The organism is Pseudomonas sp. MIACH (assembly GCF_001269925.1).
Classification (GTDB): Bacteria; Pseudomonadota; Gammaproteobacteria; order Pseudomonadales; family Pseudomonadaceae; genus Aquipseudomonas.
Genome location: NZ_LHVO01000046.1, coordinates 145,470 through 161,666 on the forward strand (window position 1 = coordinate 145,470; position 16,197 = coordinate 161,666).

The window sequence follows — 16,197 nt, forward strand, 5'->3', positions numbered from 1 at the left end:
AGAAAAGGGAGGCGCAGGATGCCAGAAACTGCTCAGCGTCAGAAGTGTAAAAAAATATTTATAAAGACCCTGCATAAAACCCCGATTCCTGCCGATACTGCTTATAGGCCCACCTATCAAAAACAACAGTGATGGCCGAGGTCTGGCAGTGCGTTGTCGCTGGCTGATCGTTTCGTGGCATGGACGCGTGCTGCCACTCCATTTCGAGATCACTCCTATGTCGCTCCGTCACTTGAACATCGCCCCTCGAGCTTCTCTCGGCTTCGCCTTCATCGCCCTGTTAGTAGTGGTGTTGGGCGGCTTCGCGGCCAACCGCATGACGTTGATCCGCCAAGCCTCGGTAGACATGAGCTCGAACCAATTGCCCAGCGTGACGTACCTGGGCCAGATGACGGAGAACGTCCTGCGCATGCGTATTCTGTCATTTCGCGTACTGGTCAACCGCGAGCCCGCCGCCCTGCAGGAAGCCGAAACGCGCATCGGCGTGCTGGTCGACAAGGTGAAGACGGCCCAGGCCGGCTATGCGGCATTACCCGCCGGTACGGAGGAGGCGGCGTTGTACAAGACGTTTGCCAGCACCCTGGATAACTACTTCAAGGCCCAGGCAGACATGCTGTCGCTGTCCAGGCAAGGCAACATCGAGCAGATGCGTACCCTGATCAATACCCGGATCAAGGAAGGTACCGACCAGATGGGCGAGCAGTTGAACAAGCTGATTGCGATCAATGCCGCCAACGCCAAGCAAGCCAACGACCACGCAGCGCAGAGCTACACCAGCGCCATCACCGGGATTATCGTGGTGTCGGTCACCGCTGCGCTGCTCACGGTGCTGCTGGCCTGGTTGCTGACCCGCAGCATTGTCACGCCTTTGCGTAAAGCTGTTCAGGTGGCTGAAACCATCGCCGGTGGCAACCTGACCACCGTCATTGAAGATAATGGCAACGATGAACCCGCGCGCCTGATCAACACCTTGTCGACCATGCAAACCAACCTGCGCCAGACCATCCAGCACATTGCCGGTTCGGCCACTCAGCTGGCCTCGGCGGCTGAAGAGTTGAGCAACGTGACCGAGGAAGCGTCCCGGGGCCTGCAACAGCAGAACAATGAAATCGACCAAGCCGCCACGGCGGTCAACGAGATGACCGCTGCGGTGGAGGAAGTGGCGCGCAATGCGGTGTCCACCTCCGAAGCCTCCACCCAGTCCAACCAGGCCGCGCGCGAAGGCCGCGACCGAGTGGTGGAAACCGTCGGTGCGATCCAGACCATGACCCAGGACGTACAAAACACTGCGGCGATGATCGAAGGCCTGGCCACCCAGGGCCGTGACATCGGCAAGGTGCTGGACGTGATCCGCGCGATTGCCGAGCAGACCAACCTGCTGGCGCTGAACGCCGCCATCGAAGCGGCCCGCGCCGGTGAAGCCGGGCGCGGGTTTGCCGTGGTGGCTGACGAAGTACGCGCCCTGGCCCATCGCACCGCGCAGTCGACCCAGGAAATCGAGAAAATGGTCGCCGGCATCCAGAACGGTACCGGTGAAGCCGTGCAATCGATGCAACAGAGCAATCAGCGCACCCAGGCCACGTTGGAAATGGCCCGTGCTGCCGGTGTGGCCCTGGAGCAGATCACCCAGTCCATCAGCCTGATCAACGAACGCAACCTGGTGATCGCCAGCGCGTCGGAAGAACAGGCCCAGGTGTCCCGCGAAGTGGACCGCAACCTGGTCAACATCCGCGACCTGGCGACCCAGTCAGCGGCGGGGGCCAACCAGACCAGTGCCGCCAGCCACGAGTTGTCACGTCTGGCGGTGGATTTGAATGGGATGGTGGCGAGGTTCGTAATCTGATCTGAAAAGCAAGTAACGATCTCGGTCAATGGCCAGTGTTGTCAGTTCGCTGAACTGGCTGCTGCCGGGTCCTACCTGTCAAAGTTCACAGTAGACGCTGTCGAAGGCGAAGAATATTACTGAAACCTCATTCAAACTACAAAAGTGAGGTGGAGTATGGTTTCCGCAAAGAATGAAAAACGCTCTGAAGAGTTACTACCGGCGCCTGTTATTCCTGGAGAGTTGAATTCAGATGGGTTGATTTCTGTCGAGGATGCAAGAAGGGGCTTTCTATTTGAATGCAAAGTTGATTTCGCGCATAAAGGTGATGTGCTGAACGTTCTATTGAATAATGCACCACTCTTTCATTTTGATATTACGCATGATATGGATGAGAAAAGTCCTCCGATTGAGTTCACATTTCCTGCGCGCCTTGCCAGAGACGGTACTTATTTCCTAAAGCAAGCACTCTTTGAGTCCGGGTCACCTGTACCTGTAATATCGGATGCAAAACAGTTCATTATTGATTTCACACCCCACTATGAACCAGCTCAGCCATCGCTGCTTTCCAATTTGCCTGATGGAAAGGTTACATCCGACTATCTCGATGAACACGGCGGTGTGAAGTTTTCATTTGAGGACCCAGAGGACTGGCAACCTGGGGATACCAACAGACTCTATTGGTGCGATGAGTTCACAAACTTTCCCCCGCTTTTGGAAAGGGTTCCGCTAGAGGAAAAGGGTAATACTTACCTTCTAAAGGCTGATGATATACGCCGTTCAGGCCCTGGGAGATTCTATTTTTGGAGTGCACTACAGGACCTTGCCGGAAATATAAGTAGAGCTTCTTCGCCAGTAATACTTCAAGTCGACCTCTGAGGTCCTGCAGGTATGCACAATTGGCACGCTTTCGGTTCTCCCTCAACGCCAATGTTGATGTCGCGCCGAAAGCGTGCCAAACCTGAGTCGGACAGCGCTTATTTGAATGGGCGCGCTCTTTTTGCTGCTTCATTCACCAGATTGTGCGGGCGTTTACCCGCCAACGCTGCCAACAGATTATCCACCGCACACTTGGCCATCGCCTCCCGCGTCTCATGGGTCGCGGAGCCGATATGCGGCGTCGCCACCACATTGTTCAAGCGCAGCAACGGCGAGTCGTGGCTGAGCGGTTCTTTCTCGAACACATCCAACCCCGCCGCCCGTATGGTGCGTTGCTGCAATGCCTCGACCAACGCCGCCTCGTCCACCACCTTGCCCCGCGAGATATTGATAAAGATCGTCTCCGGGCCCATCAGCGCAAATTGCTCGGCGCCGATCAGCTTCTCGGTTTCGGCGGTCAGCGGCAGGGTCAGGCAGACAAAATCGGCCTGTTGCAGCAAATCGTTAAGGCTGCGGTACTGCGCACCAAAGCGCTGTTCCACCGCTGGTTTGGGCGAATGGCTGTGGTAGAGCACCGGCATGCCAAAACCGAAATGCCCGCGCTGGGCCAAGGCTTCGCCAATGCGGCCCATGCCGATGATGCCCAGCGTCTTGCCATGCACGTCGCTGCCGAAGTGTGCCGGGCCGATATTCTTGTTCCACTGGCCGGCACGCACCATGTCGGCCAGCTCTACCACACGCCGGGCGGTGGCCAGGATCAGCGCGAAGCCGGTGTCGGCGGTGGTTTCGGTGAGCACGTCCGGGGTGTTGCTGAGCAGGATGCCGCGCCGGGTCAGGTAGTCGATATCGTAGTTGTCGACCCCCACGGACACGCTGGCCACGGCTTCCAGTTGCGGCGCGAGGTCCAGCAACCTGGCATCCAGGCGCAGGCTGGCACCCAGCAGGCCGTGGGCGGTGGGCAGGGCATCGCGCAGCTTGGCCAGGCCGGTCTCGTCCAGCGCTTCGATCAGCGTGACCTCGGCGTGTTCATGCAGGCGTGCCATCAGTGGCGCAGAGAGTTTCTTGTACAACACAACGGACTTTTTCATGAGGTCTTTACCTTCAATTCCAGGGTTGGCGCCGGCGAGCGGTCACTGGCGCCGGGCTTGAGGAAAATCGTCAGCACCACCGACAGCATCAGCGCACCGCTCATCAGCAGGTATGAAGCGCCGGGCGAGCCGGTACTGCTATTGAGGTAACCCACCAGGTACGAGCCGCCGAACGAGCCGAGGGCGCCCATGCTGTTGATCAGCGCCATGGCGCCACCGGCCACGTTGGCAGGCAGGATCTCCGGGACGATGGCAAAAAATGGCCCGTAAGGCGCATACATGCAGGCCCCGGCAATCACCAGCAGGGTGTAGGACCACCAGAAGTGTTCGGCGCCCAACGCGTAGGACGCATAGAAGGCGATGGAGGCAACCAGCAGCGGCGGCCACACAAAGCGCTTACGCTTTTGCAGTTTGTCCGAGCCCCAGGACACCACCAGCATGGCGATCACTGCGGCGAGATAGGGCAGGGCCGACAGCCAGCCGGCTTCGACCATGTCCATCTGCAGGCCTTTCTTGAGGATCGACGGCAGCCACAGGACAAAACCGTACACACCGATGCTCCAGCAGAAGAACTGCAGCGCGAGGATGATCACCTTGGGCGAGCGGAACGCTTCGGCGTAGTTCTTCACCGCCTTGATACCGACCTGTTCGGCAGCCAGCGCGGCCTCCAGGTCTTTTTTGTGCTGTTCGCTCAGCCACTTGGCGTCTGCGGGTTTTTCATCCGCGAGCTTCCACCAGATAAACGCCCACAGCACCGCCGGCAGGCCTTCGATGATAAACATCCAGCGCCAGCTGAAATGCTGCACCAGGTAGCCGGACACCACCGACATCCACAGCATGGTCACCGGGTTGCCGAGGATCAGGAAGGTGTTGGCGCGCGAGCGTTCGGCACGGGTGAACCAGTGACACAGGTACACCAGCATCGCTGGCATCACCGCCGCTTCAACCACGCCGAGCATGAAGCGAATGACGATCAGCATGTAGGCGTTGGACACTACCCCGGTCAGGGTGGCCAGCCCGCCCCAGAGGATCAGGCTGACAAAAATCAGCTTTTTGACACTGCGCTTCTGCGCGTAGATCGCACCCGGCACCTGGAAGAAAAAGTAGCCAAGGAAGAACAGTGCACCCAGCAACGACGACATGCCGGGGGTGATCATCAGGTCTTCGGCCATCCCGGAGGCGGCGGCAAAGCCGTAGTTGGCGCGGTCCAGGTACGCCAGGCTGTAGGTGATAAAGACGATGGGCATGATGTACCACCAACGACGGGTGGCGAGTTTCACGGTGTCCATAAGGTTGCTCCTGAGCTTGTTGTAGTTGTGGCAACAGGGTGTGGGTCAAGCGACAGATCGGGTGGGTAATTCAGAACGGGTGGGCAAGCCTTCCATATCGCCGCGACTCTGTACGGCGCGGCTGCCGATCCAGTTGCCGCGCTGCACGGCCTCGGGGAAGCTGAGGTTTTCCAGCAGGGCGCTGATCATGCCCACGGCAAAGCCATCGCCGGCGCCGACGGTGTCCACCACCTTGTCCACCCGTACAGCGGCGACAAAACCTTGGTCCAGGTGGGTTCGGTAGTAGGCGCCATCCTGGCCAAGCTTGATGGCCACGGCTTCGGCGCCCTGGTCGAGGTAGAAGGCGGCAATATCGGCCGGGTCGTCGAAACCGGTGAGCAAACGGCCTTCGCCCAGGCCCGGCAAAACCCAGTCGGCGAGGCCGGCGAGGGCGTTGATTTCGCGGATCATCTGTTCTTGGCTGGTCCACAGCGACGGGCGCAGGTTCGGGTCGAATGACACGCTGCGCCCGGCTTTGCGCATCTGCGTCATCAATTCGCGGGACAGCTCACGGGTGGCCTCGGACAAGGCCGGTGGAATACCGGTGGCATGCAGATGGCGGGCTTGCAGCAGCGCCGGGCTGATGGCGCCGATGGACAGATGGCTGGCCGCCGAGCCCTTGCGGAAGTACTCCACCTGCGGGTCATCGCCGGCTTCTTCGCGGGACTTGAGTTGAAAGCCGGTGGGGTGCAACGGGTCGACCGCTACATGCCGGCAATCCAGGCCTTCTTTTTGGAGCGTGTCGACCACAAAGCGCCCGAGGGAATCATTGCCCACCCGGCTCAGCCAGGCGACGTTGAAGCCCAGGCGCGACAGGCCGATGGCGACATTGCTGTCGGCGCCGGCAATGCGTTTGTGAAACTGCGCGACCTGGGCCAGGTCGCCGGTCTGCTCGGCGACAAACATCGCCATGGTTTCGCCAAACGAGAGGATATCGATCTCAGACATGGGCGTGCTCCGCACGGGGTTGGCCAAGCAGGGCGAGGGCGGCCACTTGCTGCGCGGTGACGTCGACCAGGTCATCGCCCTGCAACGGGAATTCCACGGCCCGGGTAATCCCTTGAGTCATGTGCTTGAGCAGTTGTTCCCACAGATGCAGGTCAGTGGCGCCGGGCGGCAGCGCCACCAGCTTGCCGTCCGCGCGACGCGCCACGGCCTTGCAGTGCAGGTAGTCGACGTGCCGGCCGAGCAGGCGTGCGGCGGTCAGGGCGGATTGGTCCTGCCACTGCCAGTTGCCGATATCGAAGGTCATCTTCACCGGCAGACCCAGGCGCTCGACTTCAGTGAAGAAGCGCTGCATCGGCTCGATGCGTCCACCGTGCAGGGTCTGGTCGTTTTCCACCAGCAGCTTGACTGGGTGACGGTCGAGCAGGGCGTGCAGGCTTTCCAGGTCGTTGGTGTCGGTGAAGTAGCCGAGGGAGACTTTCAGCCAGCGCGCACCAAAGGCCTGGGCGCGGTCGAGGGTGGCGCTCAGTTCGGCATTCGGCTGGGCGCGGCCGGCGACCCACAATTCCAGGGGCGATGAGAATACCGCCTCCAGACCGTGCTCGGCGGCGGCCTGGGCCAATTCGGCGGGTTGCTCAACGGTCAGCAGTTCTTCACGCCACTCGATGCGCTGGGCACCGGCAGCGGCCAGCAGCTCGACAAAACTCAACTGGCCTTGCTGGCGAACCAGGTCGGCGCCGTAGCTGGAAAGGCTGATGGAGACGGGGTATTTGTGCATTGTTGTTTACCTCTGAAACCGGTTTCATTTTTCTACGTTAAATGTCCAATCGACTCTGCCGTAGCAGCTGCTACGTGTACGGGCGCTGGGTGGAGCCTCGGATGATCAACTGGGGCAAAAAATCCAGGGTGCGGGTCGGCGCGGTGTCACCGCGCAACCGCTTGAGCAAGCAGTCGAAGGCACTGGCACCAATCAACTCGGTCGGCTGGGCGAGGGCGGTGATGCCGTTGCCCACCAACGGGTACCAGTCCAGATCGTCCAGGGCGATCAACCCGATATCGCCGAACAGGTTGCAGTCCAGCGCCTTGAGCGCACGGGTGCAGGCCAGCGTGGCGACGCCGTTGGCACAGAACACCGCCTTGGGGCCGGGTTTGGCGAGAAAGGCTTGCAGGCGTGGTTCCAGCGCATCACTGAGCTCCAGCACCGCGCCGGTCAGCGCCGGGTGCCGGGCAATTTCGTGCTTGAAGCTGTCCAGGCGTTCCTGCCGTGAACTGGTGCCATCGCAGGCTTCGCTCACCAGCAACACCTCGCGGTAACCCTGCTGTTCCAGATGCTCCACGGCCATGCGCACCGCCGCCGGGTTGTCCAGCCCCACGAGGTCGCTGTGCAGTGGCTCGACCTTGCGGTCCACCAGCACCAGGGGCATTTCCCTTTGCAATTCCAGCAGTTGGTCGAGGTGATGACCGAGGGTGTTCACGATCAACCCTTCGATGTTGTAAGAGCGCAGCGCCGCCAGGTGCTTGCGCTCCTGCTCGTCATCGCGGTCGGTGTTGCACACCACCAGGCTGTAGCCGTGCTGGCGGCAGGCGGTTTCGACGCCGTGCATCACGGCAATGGAGTAGGGGTTGCGGATATCGGCCACCAGCATGCCGATCAGGCGCGTGCGGCCACGTTTCAAGCCACGGGCCATCTGGTTGGGGCGGTAGCCAAGCTGCTCGATGGCTTGCTCGATGCGCAGGGCAATGGCGTCGGAGAGCAGGGCGCGGTCGTCGCCGATAAAGCGCGACACGCTGGCTTTGGACACGCCGGCGCGTTGGGCGACGTCGAGCATGGTGACACGGGTGCGTTGGGCGGCGGAAAAAGGGGTCACGGTCGCGGGCCTTTCTTATTGGAGGTGGATGCCGGCTGCTTTGAAACCGGTTTCATAAAACGCCAATTCATTGATCAGGTCAAGAACCGGAGCTTAGGGAATCCGATGAACGGGTATCCCTACCTGTGAGTTCTGACAGTATTCACCAGCGCTAAATGGGCGTTAGATTCTTGTCATGGTCATCACTTATCAGTACCAGGCGTTAAGGCTAGGAGGAGATATGAAGGTTCCCGGCAGTAAACCGCGTCGGCCAGTACGCCGAAACGCTTCTGGATTGGCAGATCTTGAAATCCCAGTACTTGATAACGTGGAACCACCCATTCTGGATGGGTATGTACCCCATGAGCATCTTGCGACTGATCTGGTAGTCGTGATCCCGGAACTGTGGCCGGATGCCGCCCCGGATGAAAGTGCGTTCGACATACTGACACTTCATTGGAACCGTGATGGAGGTCATGGCATCCCGCCCTATAGAGAGCGTTTGGGCGGCCCCATCGATTTGGAATTTCCTTTCAGAATCCCGATTTCGCGAGACTATCTGGTGGATGGTCGCGTCGAGCTGTTTTATAGCATTGAAGATCACACCGGGACTGTCTCACCCTCTGATGTCCGTATACTCCATCTCGATACCTTACCGCCAAATAACAATGTAGCAGCGCCCGCGCCTGGTTTACCTACCGGGCTGATCAATGAGACTTACCTCTCCACACACTCTACGGTCGATATTGTCGTGCCTGCCTATAACGGTCGCCGCTCATTTGATCGGATTTATTACTATGTGTCTGAAGGTTCACCGCCGCCTGACAGTGCGCCAGATGGCTATGTAGAGTTTCCTTTTGAAGACACACCGTTAATAGTACCTATTCCTGGGGTGGTATTCCGAAAGTTTCCAAATGGCACTCAGTATGTGCATATTAAACTGGAAGACCGCTCCGGCAACCGTGGTCCCCGATCCACTCAGGAACCCGTTCTTGTGGACTTGATTCCTTCACCCATCAGGTTGAAGGCACCGGTCATCCCGTCGATGCTCGATGGGCTGATTTCCCTCAATGACGCGCGTTTGGGTGTAGTAGTTCGTGTCGAATATGATAATTGGGAAGTGAACGACTTTATTCACTTAAGGTGGGGCAAAACCCTTATTACGCCCCATCGCGTTAGCCAAAGCTCCACGACGATTCCGATTCCCTGGAGTGTGCTGATTGCTTCCGGTGAAGGCCCAGGCTCCGATTTCGCGGTTTATCATGTGACCCGGGGACCGGAAGGGGCACCGTCGCCACCCAGTCCAGGTACCTCGTTTCACTGGAACTTCAACACTGCGGGCGACCCGAATCCCGAGGCGCCCGCGCTGCTCAATCGTACTTATCATAAAGCGAGGTTATTCGGTGAAGGCTCGCAGACCGAAAACTATATTGACCTTCGTGATAAGGATAAACGTATCTATGCGCGTGTTGAACTTTACAACTCGCCGCTGACGGGTGAATTGCTGGAGTTGTATTTGGGTGAGTTTCCCGATACCAGCAAACCGGTTGCCAGCTACGTAGTCAATGCTGCAGCGGACGATACAGGTGGTAAGTTAATTGAGTTTTCGGATATTCCTTGGGCGGTCTTTGAGGGGCTTGCAAGTCATGACAAGTTAGCGGTTTTTTATACGGCCTATAACGGCGTGAATGAACAACTGGCCAATTTCTCAGAGGCGACGCTCGATATTACCCCTCCTGTGACTTTAGCCAATGTTGAGTTTCCAAGCGCCGATAATCGTAACTATCTCCATTGTCTTTCGGAGCCGCGTATCTGGAACTACATTCCGTTGAAGGTACTGCATAACGCAATCATGAAACCCGGCGACAAGTTGGTTTTAAGTTGGCAAGGTTACGAAGAGTTCGGCGGTACGCGACCTATTGCTGGCACCGGGGATGTGTTGGAAACAATCCTGAGCGACGAATATGCAGGCACTGGCTATGAGTTTCGCCAGGACAACTATGCGGAGAAAGTCCAACCCATCAAGTCTCCCGACCCGCACAGCCCAGGTAGTTCTGCTTCCGTTGAATATACGTTGATGCGTGGCACCCGTGTGATCGGGCGTTCGCGGATTCGCTATGTGAAAATTGATCGGCGCAGAGGGTCGTTGTGGTGCGGCCCCGGCGGAGATGGTCCGGATTAATAAAGCTGAATCGTTGATGAAATACAGGTGTTCTCAGGTGTAGTCGCGCACGACAGTAGTCCCTACGGAAAGCCTGTTTGGTTGTAACACTATGGTCGATGTAAGAACGGAGAAGACACATGACGACGTTGACGAACCAACAGGCAGTCGGCAAAAAAAAGTCCGGGAAGACTGCCGCGCAAAAACAAAAGGCCGCACTCGCTTCACGTGCGGCTGCACGTAAGTATCGGGCCGAGCGTGGCGCAGGGATTCTGGTGTTGGATGCCCCCGAATTTGACACGCTGAACGCCAATGGGTTGATTTCCTACGACAACTCTAGAAAACCCCTGCCCATTACCATCGACGTTTCCGGGCTGGGTTTGAATCCTGCTGAGGATTTCGTGGACGTTCATATGCGCGGCAGGGGGGTAACGGGCTGGGGCGCACGTCTCTATAGAATTACGTTCAACCGACCAGGGGACCCGTCTCCCGATGATCCGATCGTCAGAGATCTCCCGGTGTCACGCTTGACCCCTGGAGAGCATGAGGTCGGCTATATCGTCTGGGAGGGAGAGAGTACGCCAACCGAGTCCGACCCAGCGCTGCTGGAAGTGGATCACGAACCACCGTACGGTCGTGAGTACCCGCTAGCGCCTGTGCTACCGGACTTCGTGATCAGCGCGGGTGAAATCAACCAGCAAGTGATTGACGCGAATCCGGACGGCCTGGTCTGCACCTATCCTGACTATCCAGCGAAAGGTCGCAAACCAGATGACAGTATCGCGGTGTATTTTGGACGCTACTCGTCCTCGCAGTTGTACGCTGAGCCCATTGATACCTTTCCCGTGACCGATGCATTGTCGTTCACCCTGGAATGGGACCAGCTGGACTTCAGCAAGGGAGGGGATTATTACCTGTTTTGCGTCTATACAGACTTGGCTGAAAACTCCAGTAGGGACTCAACCCCGGCGCACGTATCGGTCAAAGTGGTTGCAGACCCTGTGCCTTTGGCTGCGGAAGTGGACTTGGCACCTCAACCTGCGGATGGTCTGATTGACTTGACGGATGCGCAGAACCCCGATGGCGTGCATGCCATTATCCGCAAGTACGACAATGACCTGCCAACGGATGTCATTGAATTGCAATATGGCTCCCAGCCGGCGATGCGTTTTGACGTCAGCCTGTACCTGCCTTTTCCATTGCTTCTGCCCATTCCGACAGAGGCCATTTTCAATGAGTATGCAGGCTCCACGGGTGAGCAGCCCACGGTCATCAATTACGTCGTCGACCGTAACGGCGCTGAGACCAACGCACCGGAAGCCTCATTCCTGGTCGACCTCTCGGCCCCAGGCCCTGACCCAAGTGAGGAGGAAGAGAACGATCTGCTCAATCTGGTGACGGTGGTTGGGGTCACCGATCCGGATGAGGAGAACGTGTTGCTGCCGGGGGACTTCGGCGAGGACGCCACGCTGACGATTGTGCTTTGGGACGTGCCATTACCGGCCCCTGGCATCACCATTACGCCGTATTGGGGCGACCTGGCCCATCCATTGGAGGCTAAAACGCTGTCGACAGAAGGCCCGGGCGCAACGCTGACGTTCGATGTGGAGTGGGAGGATATCCGGGATGTCAATAACGGTTTGATTTCCGTGTTCTATACCTTGAGTTGGGAGACCAATGGCAACGTCCAGAAATCCCCCTCGCGACTCGTGGACGTGCGCGCCAATAAGGTCATTTTGGAGGCGCCTACCTTTAGAAAGGCCACGACCCCCATGGCCTGTACCGACCTTGAGTTGGTGACGCGCGAAGCGGTGATCAGGATTCCGGGCAACACGGTTTATTTCAGGGAGTTCGAGCGAATCAGGGTTGAGTGGCAGATCTTCAGCAATGCGGCGGGCACGACGCCGTTGGGTGACCCGTTTGAGTTTATCTCGGACCCCCTCACGCCAGACATGGTCGCCAATGGGTTCAATATGAAGATCGGCCCCTATGCCACCGTCGTCAGGCCTTGCGGCCGTAACTCGGTGGATATTCACTACTTCGTCGATGTGCCGGGCGAGGGGCCAGTGAAATCCCAGCGAGGTTTCACGACAACGCGCTTTGCCAACCTGGGAGGACAGTTCTGCGAGGATATGCCTGTCCTGGAGGACCCCGACGACTGATCGCGTTTATCGAGGGGGCTTACGCCCCCTCACTGTTTTGATGCTGACGGTTCCAAGCTTGCGCACACCTACCGCATGGATCTCGCGGATAAATCCTACATACCACGTTAACGCCGATAGGTAATTTGCCGGCCTTGACTGGCCTGGTTCCAACGCTCTGGAAATAGGCCGAACAGTTCCGTTGTGGAATGTCTGTGGAATGAGTGGTGTGTCGTGAGTATCAATTCAATGTTTAAGTTAAAACCCTTGGCAACGTTTTTTCATTTGCCTTCTTTTTTCACCTTGTTGCTGTTAACGCCGCATGTTCAGGCCAAACTTGTTGAAAATGCCACTGAGAACGTCGGGCATGCTGATCTGGTGGACGATTACCAACTGGTCAATGCCACGCTGAACGTTGTTGAAGGCGCTACGCTGGATGTGCATGCCCATAACTCCACTGTCAATATGACTAACGGCAGTGAGGTGTTCGGCGTCTTACACGTTCAAGGCGGCTCGAATGTCACGGTTGGCGACAGTAAAATCATGGCGTCTGACAGCGCGCTGACGTTGTTGAGCAGCAGTGCTTTGGTCACGGACAGTGTGGTGTCCAGCGATGCAGGTATTGGCCTGATTGTCAGCCGCTATTCGACAGATACCGCTGGCTCCACCGCGACTGTCATCGGCAGCTCCATTGCCGGAGAGATTGGCGCCGCTTCCGTCACCGGCAATAGCCTGCTGCAACTGGACCGTAGCCAGCTGTTGGGGACTGGCGCGAACAGCTACGGCCTGCGCATGCAAAGTGCTACGGCCATGGCCCATCAAAGCACGATTACCGGTGGCCTCAACGGTATTGAATTGTCGGCTGATAGAACCGCACCTGGTTCCAATACGCTGGTTCTGGATCAGACACGCGTTCACGGCCAGACCGGTTCTGCATTGCTGGTGCAGGCGAACAGGGGAGTGGCAGCGACTGCTGACATTGAGGTGCGCAACGGGTCTACCTTGATCGGCGGCAATGGTTCGTTGCTGGAAGTCACCGGTGGCTCGACGGCCAATATGAATGTCCTCAACAGTCAACTTGAAGGCAACGTCATCGTCGAGACGGGCAGCACTGCGCATTTGAAACTGAACAATTTTGCCTCGTTGACCGGTCGCCTGCAGAACGTATCCAGCCTGCAAATCGGTGCCAACTCGTTCTGGAACCTCACCGGGGACAGCCAGGTCGGGGCGCTGAGCCTGGCCGATGGCGTCGTCAAGTTTGGTGACGACGCAGCGTTCTACCAGTTGGATCTGGAGAGCCTGTCCGGGCAAGGCATCTTTGTCATGGGCACCGACTTTGCCACTGGCCGGACCGATTTTCTGAACATTTCCGGTAACGCAACAGGCGCCCATTCGCTGTTGATCGCCAGCAGCGGCGCGGAACCAGACGATCCCTCGAATATTCGTATCGTGCATACCGGCGGGGGTGATGCGCAGTTCTCCCTGGTGGGCGATGCGGTCGATGTAGGCGCATGGTCCTACGGGCTTGCACAGGTGGGCAACGATTGGTACCTGGACCCGAACCAGCGCACCGTGAGCCCTGGCACACGTTCCGTACTGGCCTTGTTCAACGCGGCACCTACCGTGTGGTACGGCGAAATGGCCTCATTGCGTAGCCGCATGGGTGAGCTGCGGTATAACGGCGGCGAGGCAGGGGGCTGGATTCGCAGCTATGGCAACAAGTATGAAGTGGCAGGGACTGCTGGGGGCGGATATACGCAAACCCAGCGCGGTTTCTCCTTGGGGGCCGATGCGCAATTGGACGACAGCCAATGGTTGCTGGGGGTGATGGCGGGCCATAGCGACTCTGACCTGGATCTCAATCGAGGCACCTCGGGGAATATCAAGAGTTACTACGCCGGTTTGTATGCAACCTGGCTGGATGAGGAAAGCGGTTACTACTTCGACGGTGTGGCCAAGCTGAACCGGCTGAACAGTCATTCCACCGTCGGTTTAAGCGATGGCGCCAAAGCCAAAGGTAGCTACAGTACCAACGCGCTGGGTGTATCTGCGGAAGTCGGCAAGCATATCAAGCTCGACGATGATTTTTTCATCGAGCCTTTTGCGCACGCCTCGGTGGTTGCCGTGCAGGGTAAAAGCTACACCTTGGACAACCAAATGAAGGCCAAGGGCGATCAAGCGAACTCGGTATTGGGCAAGTTAGGGGTGACCGTAGGCCGTGACTTTGTGTTGGATAACGGCAGTGTGGTTCAGCCCTACCTGCGTGCGGCGCTGGCGCATGAGTTTGCTAAAAACAACAAGGTGTCCGTCAACAACCATACCTTCAACAACGATCTGTCGGGTTCACGTGCTGAGTTTGGCGCAGGGATCGCGGTGACGATGTCGAAAAATCTGCAGTTACATGGCGATTTTGATTATGGTCAGGGTAAAAACGTGGATCAGCCGTGGGGTGTGAATGTGGGGTTGCGTTATACCTGGTAACGCCTGTGGCGATGTGTTCATGTCGATAAGCAAACGCCCCGGATCCGGGGCGTTTGCTTGAGTGAATGCTGCCTACTCGCTGAACAGTATCTGTACACGAACTTCAGCGCCCTGAGCGTTTGTAAAGTAGACATCCAAGGCGCCATGCGTATGGTTCGTGTCGTCGTCATGGAAGAACTCAACGGTGCCACGTTCTGCCGTATAGGCCGGCACATTGGCGTTACCCAATCGCATGATGATGACCGAAAACCGGCTTTCTCTCTCATCTTCCTTCAGCGTGTATCGGCCTGACGGCAGCTTTTCACGGTCGTAGAGGTATTTGAAAACAATCACTGTTTTGTTTGTCGAGTTTTCAGCTTTCTGGGTTCCCTCCAGTAGCCAATACATGTCCGTATTCCTACTCCTACTCCTATTCATGAGCGTGTGCGTTACGTAGTTCGCCTTGAAAACCTCGTCTCCAATCGAACCTTGGAAATATTTCTCGTGGGCTTTCCGGTGTGCGGTTTTTTGAGCTGTTGCAGTGGTCATGATGCGGTTCTCCTGCGCTGGGCTGTATACGTGTGGGTGATCAGAGCGTGCACTGGACAGGCTTGTTTTGGTTTTCCGAGCGACCGCCGTTTTCAGTGATAGGTTATCGACCTCAAGGAAGGTTGCGGCAATCACGCGCAGCGTGAACTCCGGTATTCCTTCCGGAATCGTCAACGAATGAGTGTAAGTGTCCCAGCCGCCGTCGCCGCGAAGTTCAATCTGCGGTGCGTTGTCCGGGGCGAAGTCGAATATGGCAAATCCATGACCGCCTGAGGGGGTCATTGCATCAATGGAAAAATCGTAGGTTTGTCCTGGCGTGACGGTAATCACCTGCTCAATGTGGCCACCATGGTTGGCCACGCACCTGTTGTCATGGATCGAGACAGTTCCAGGAGGCGTTGCCGTCAGAATCCAATCCTTTCTGTCTTCGGCGAAATCACCATTGCTGACCAACTCGATGGGAATGATCGTGCCTTCCTCTTCCACCAGCCTCACGTTATCGAACCAGACATCCCCGGCATCGCCGACCAGTTTTACGGTGACACCCGTGGTGCCGGCAGGCGTATTGACGGATGTCTCATTGCGCAACCAGCCATGATTACCGTCCAGCACGATGGATTCGGTCGTTCCCGAGGGTTGGAATACAAGCTGGGCTGAACCCTTACCGTTGTAGGTGATCAGCGTAAATACGCTGAAGGTGTAGGTGGTGGCGTCGGAAACGGCCAGGTCCTGCTCGGCTTGCCCGGTGGCCGTGATGATGCAGTGTTGGCGTGAGAAATCGACTCGGCCGGGAGCGGTGGCTGTCGCACTCCAATAGGTCCCGTGATTGGCAAAGTTGCCATTTCTAACCAGATTATTGCTAGTCGGTTGTAGCACCACGAGTAATCTCCCCGGTTCGTCAATTGTTGACACGGCGTGAGTGGCTTTATTCAGCGCCACACGGCGACAGTGCACAACTGTCAAAACTCACAGGTTCC

At 57.5% G+C, this 16,197-nt stretch carries 11 protein-coding genes; 5 read left to right on the top strand and 6 right to left on the bottom strand.

Annotated features, from left to right (window positions below; translation table 11 throughout):
* Positions 1 to 217: 217 nt before the first annotated feature.
* Entirely contained in the window at positions 218 to 1,843 is a 1,626-nt protein-coding gene (locus tag AD670_RS17780; RefSeq protein ID WP_053135108.1) for a methyl-accepting chemotaxis protein, read from the top strand.
* Positions 1,844 to 1,999: 156 nt separating this feature from the next.
* Entirely contained in the window at positions 2,000 to 2,701 is a 702-nt protein-coding gene (locus AD670_RS31470; RefSeq protein ID WP_156338254.1) for a hypothetical protein, read from the top strand.
* A 98-nt stretch (positions 2,702 to 2,799) separates the two neighbouring features.
* On the opposite strand, the gene AD670_RS17785 is transcribed toward AD670_RS31470, so the two are convergent.
* The 5 genes from AD670_RS17785 to AD670_RS17805 form a co-directional block, all read right to left on the bottom strand.
* Complete coding sequence (locus AD670_RS17785) at positions 2,800 to 3,789, bottom strand: NAD(P)-dependent oxidoreductase (protein WP_053135111.1); 990 nt, start codon at positions 3,787 to 3,789, stop codon at positions 2,800 to 2,802.
* On the bottom strand, positions 3,786 to 5,078 hold the full coding sequence (locus AD670_RS17790) for an MFS transporter (protein WP_053135114.1): 1,293 nt from the start codon (positions 5,076 to 5,078) through the stop codon (positions 3,786 to 3,788). Before AD670_RS17790 ends, AD670_RS17785 begins: the two co-directional genes overlap by 4 nt.
* Before the next feature lie 45 nt (positions 5,079 to 5,123).
* On the bottom strand, positions 5,124 to 6,065 hold the full coding sequence (locus AD670_RS17795) for a sugar kinase (protein ID WP_053135117.1): 942 nt from the start codon (positions 6,063 to 6,065) through the stop codon (positions 5,124 to 5,126).
* Positions 6,058 to 6,840 (bottom strand): sugar phosphate isomerase/epimerase, encoded by a 783-nt coding sequence (locus AD670_RS17800; RefSeq protein WP_053135120.1) that lies wholly within the window; start codon positions 6,838 to 6,840, stop codon positions 6,058 to 6,060. Before AD670_RS17800 ends, AD670_RS17795 begins: the two co-directional genes overlap by 8 nt.
* A 70-nt stretch (positions 6,841 to 6,910) precedes the next feature.
* On the bottom strand, positions 6,911 to 7,930 hold the full coding sequence (locus AD670_RS17805; protein ID WP_053135123.1) for a LacI family DNA-binding transcriptional regulator: 1,020 nt from the start codon (positions 7,928 to 7,930) through the stop codon (positions 6,911 to 6,913).
* 175 nt (positions 7,931 to 8,105) lie between these two features.
* Here AD670_RS17805 and AD670_RS31475 point away from each other — a divergent pair, with 175 nt between their 5' ends.
* From AD670_RS31475 to AD670_RS17825, 3 genes are all read left to right on the top strand, one after another.
* Complete coding sequence (locus AD670_RS31475; protein ID WP_172681495.1) at positions 8,106 to 10,091, top strand: hypothetical protein; 1,986 nt, start codon at positions 8,106 to 8,108, stop codon at positions 10,089 to 10,091.
* Positions 10,092 to 10,210: 119 nt separating this feature from the next.
* Positions 10,211 to 12,232 carry a hypothetical protein gene (locus AD670_RS17820; RefSeq protein WP_053135132.1) on the top strand — a complete coding sequence of 674 codons (2,022 nt, stop codon included), beginning with the start codon at positions 10,211 to 10,213 and terminating at the stop codon, positions 12,230 to 12,232.
* 228 nt (positions 12,233 to 12,460) lie between these two features.
* Complete coding sequence (locus AD670_RS17825) at positions 12,461 to 14,692, top strand: autotransporter outer membrane beta-barrel domain-containing protein (RefSeq protein WP_053135135.1); 2,232 nt, start codon at positions 12,461 to 12,463, stop codon at positions 14,690 to 14,692.
* Positions 14,693 to 14,764: 72 nt separating this feature from the next.
* On the opposite strand, the gene AD670_RS17830 is transcribed toward AD670_RS17825, so the two are convergent.
* Positions 14,765 to 16,099 carry a hypothetical protein gene (locus tag AD670_RS17830; RefSeq protein ID WP_053135138.1) on the bottom strand — a complete coding sequence of 445 codons (1,335 nt, stop codon included), beginning with the start codon at positions 16,097 to 16,099 and terminating at the stop codon, positions 14,765 to 14,767.
* Between the last annotated feature and the right edge of the window lie 98 nt (positions 16,100 to 16,197).

Bases quoted from the DNA above. Each gene is read 5' to 3' on its own strand.
- AD670_RS17820 (WP_053135132.1), top strand. From the start codon at position 10,211: ATGACGACGTTGACGAACCAACAGGCAGTCGGCAAAAAAAAGTCCGGG.
- AD670_RS17825 (WP_053135135.1), top strand. From the start codon at position 12,461: ATGTTTAAGTTAAAACCCTTGGCAACGTTTTTTCATTTGCCTTCTTTT.
- AD670_RS17795 (WP_053135117.1), bottom strand. From the start codon at position 6,065: ATGTCTGAGATCGATATCCTCTCGTTTGGCGAAACCATGGCGATGTTT.
- AD670_RS17800 (WP_053135120.1), bottom strand. From the start codon at position 6,840: ATGCACAAATACCCCGTCTCCATCAGCCTTTCCAGCTACGGCGCCGAC.
- AD670_RS31470 (WP_156338254.1), top strand. From the start codon at position 2,000: ATGGTTTCCGCAAAGAATGAAAAACGCTCTGAAGAGTTACTACCGGCG.
- AD670_RS17785 (WP_053135111.1), bottom strand. From the start codon at position 3,789: ATGAAAAAGTCCGTTGTGTTGTACAAGAAACTCTCTGCGCCACTGATG.
- AD670_RS17790 (WP_053135114.1), bottom strand. From the start codon at position 5,078: ATGGACACCGTGAAACTCGCCACCCGTCGTTGGTGGTACATCATGCCC.
- AD670_RS31475 (WP_172681495.1), top strand. From the start codon at position 8,106: ATGGTCATCACTTATCAGTACCAGGCGTTAAGGCTAGGAGGAGATATG.
- AD670_RS17780 (WP_053135108.1), top strand. From the start codon at position 218: ATGTCGCTCCGTCACTTGAACATCGCCCCTCGAGCTTCTCTCGGCTTC.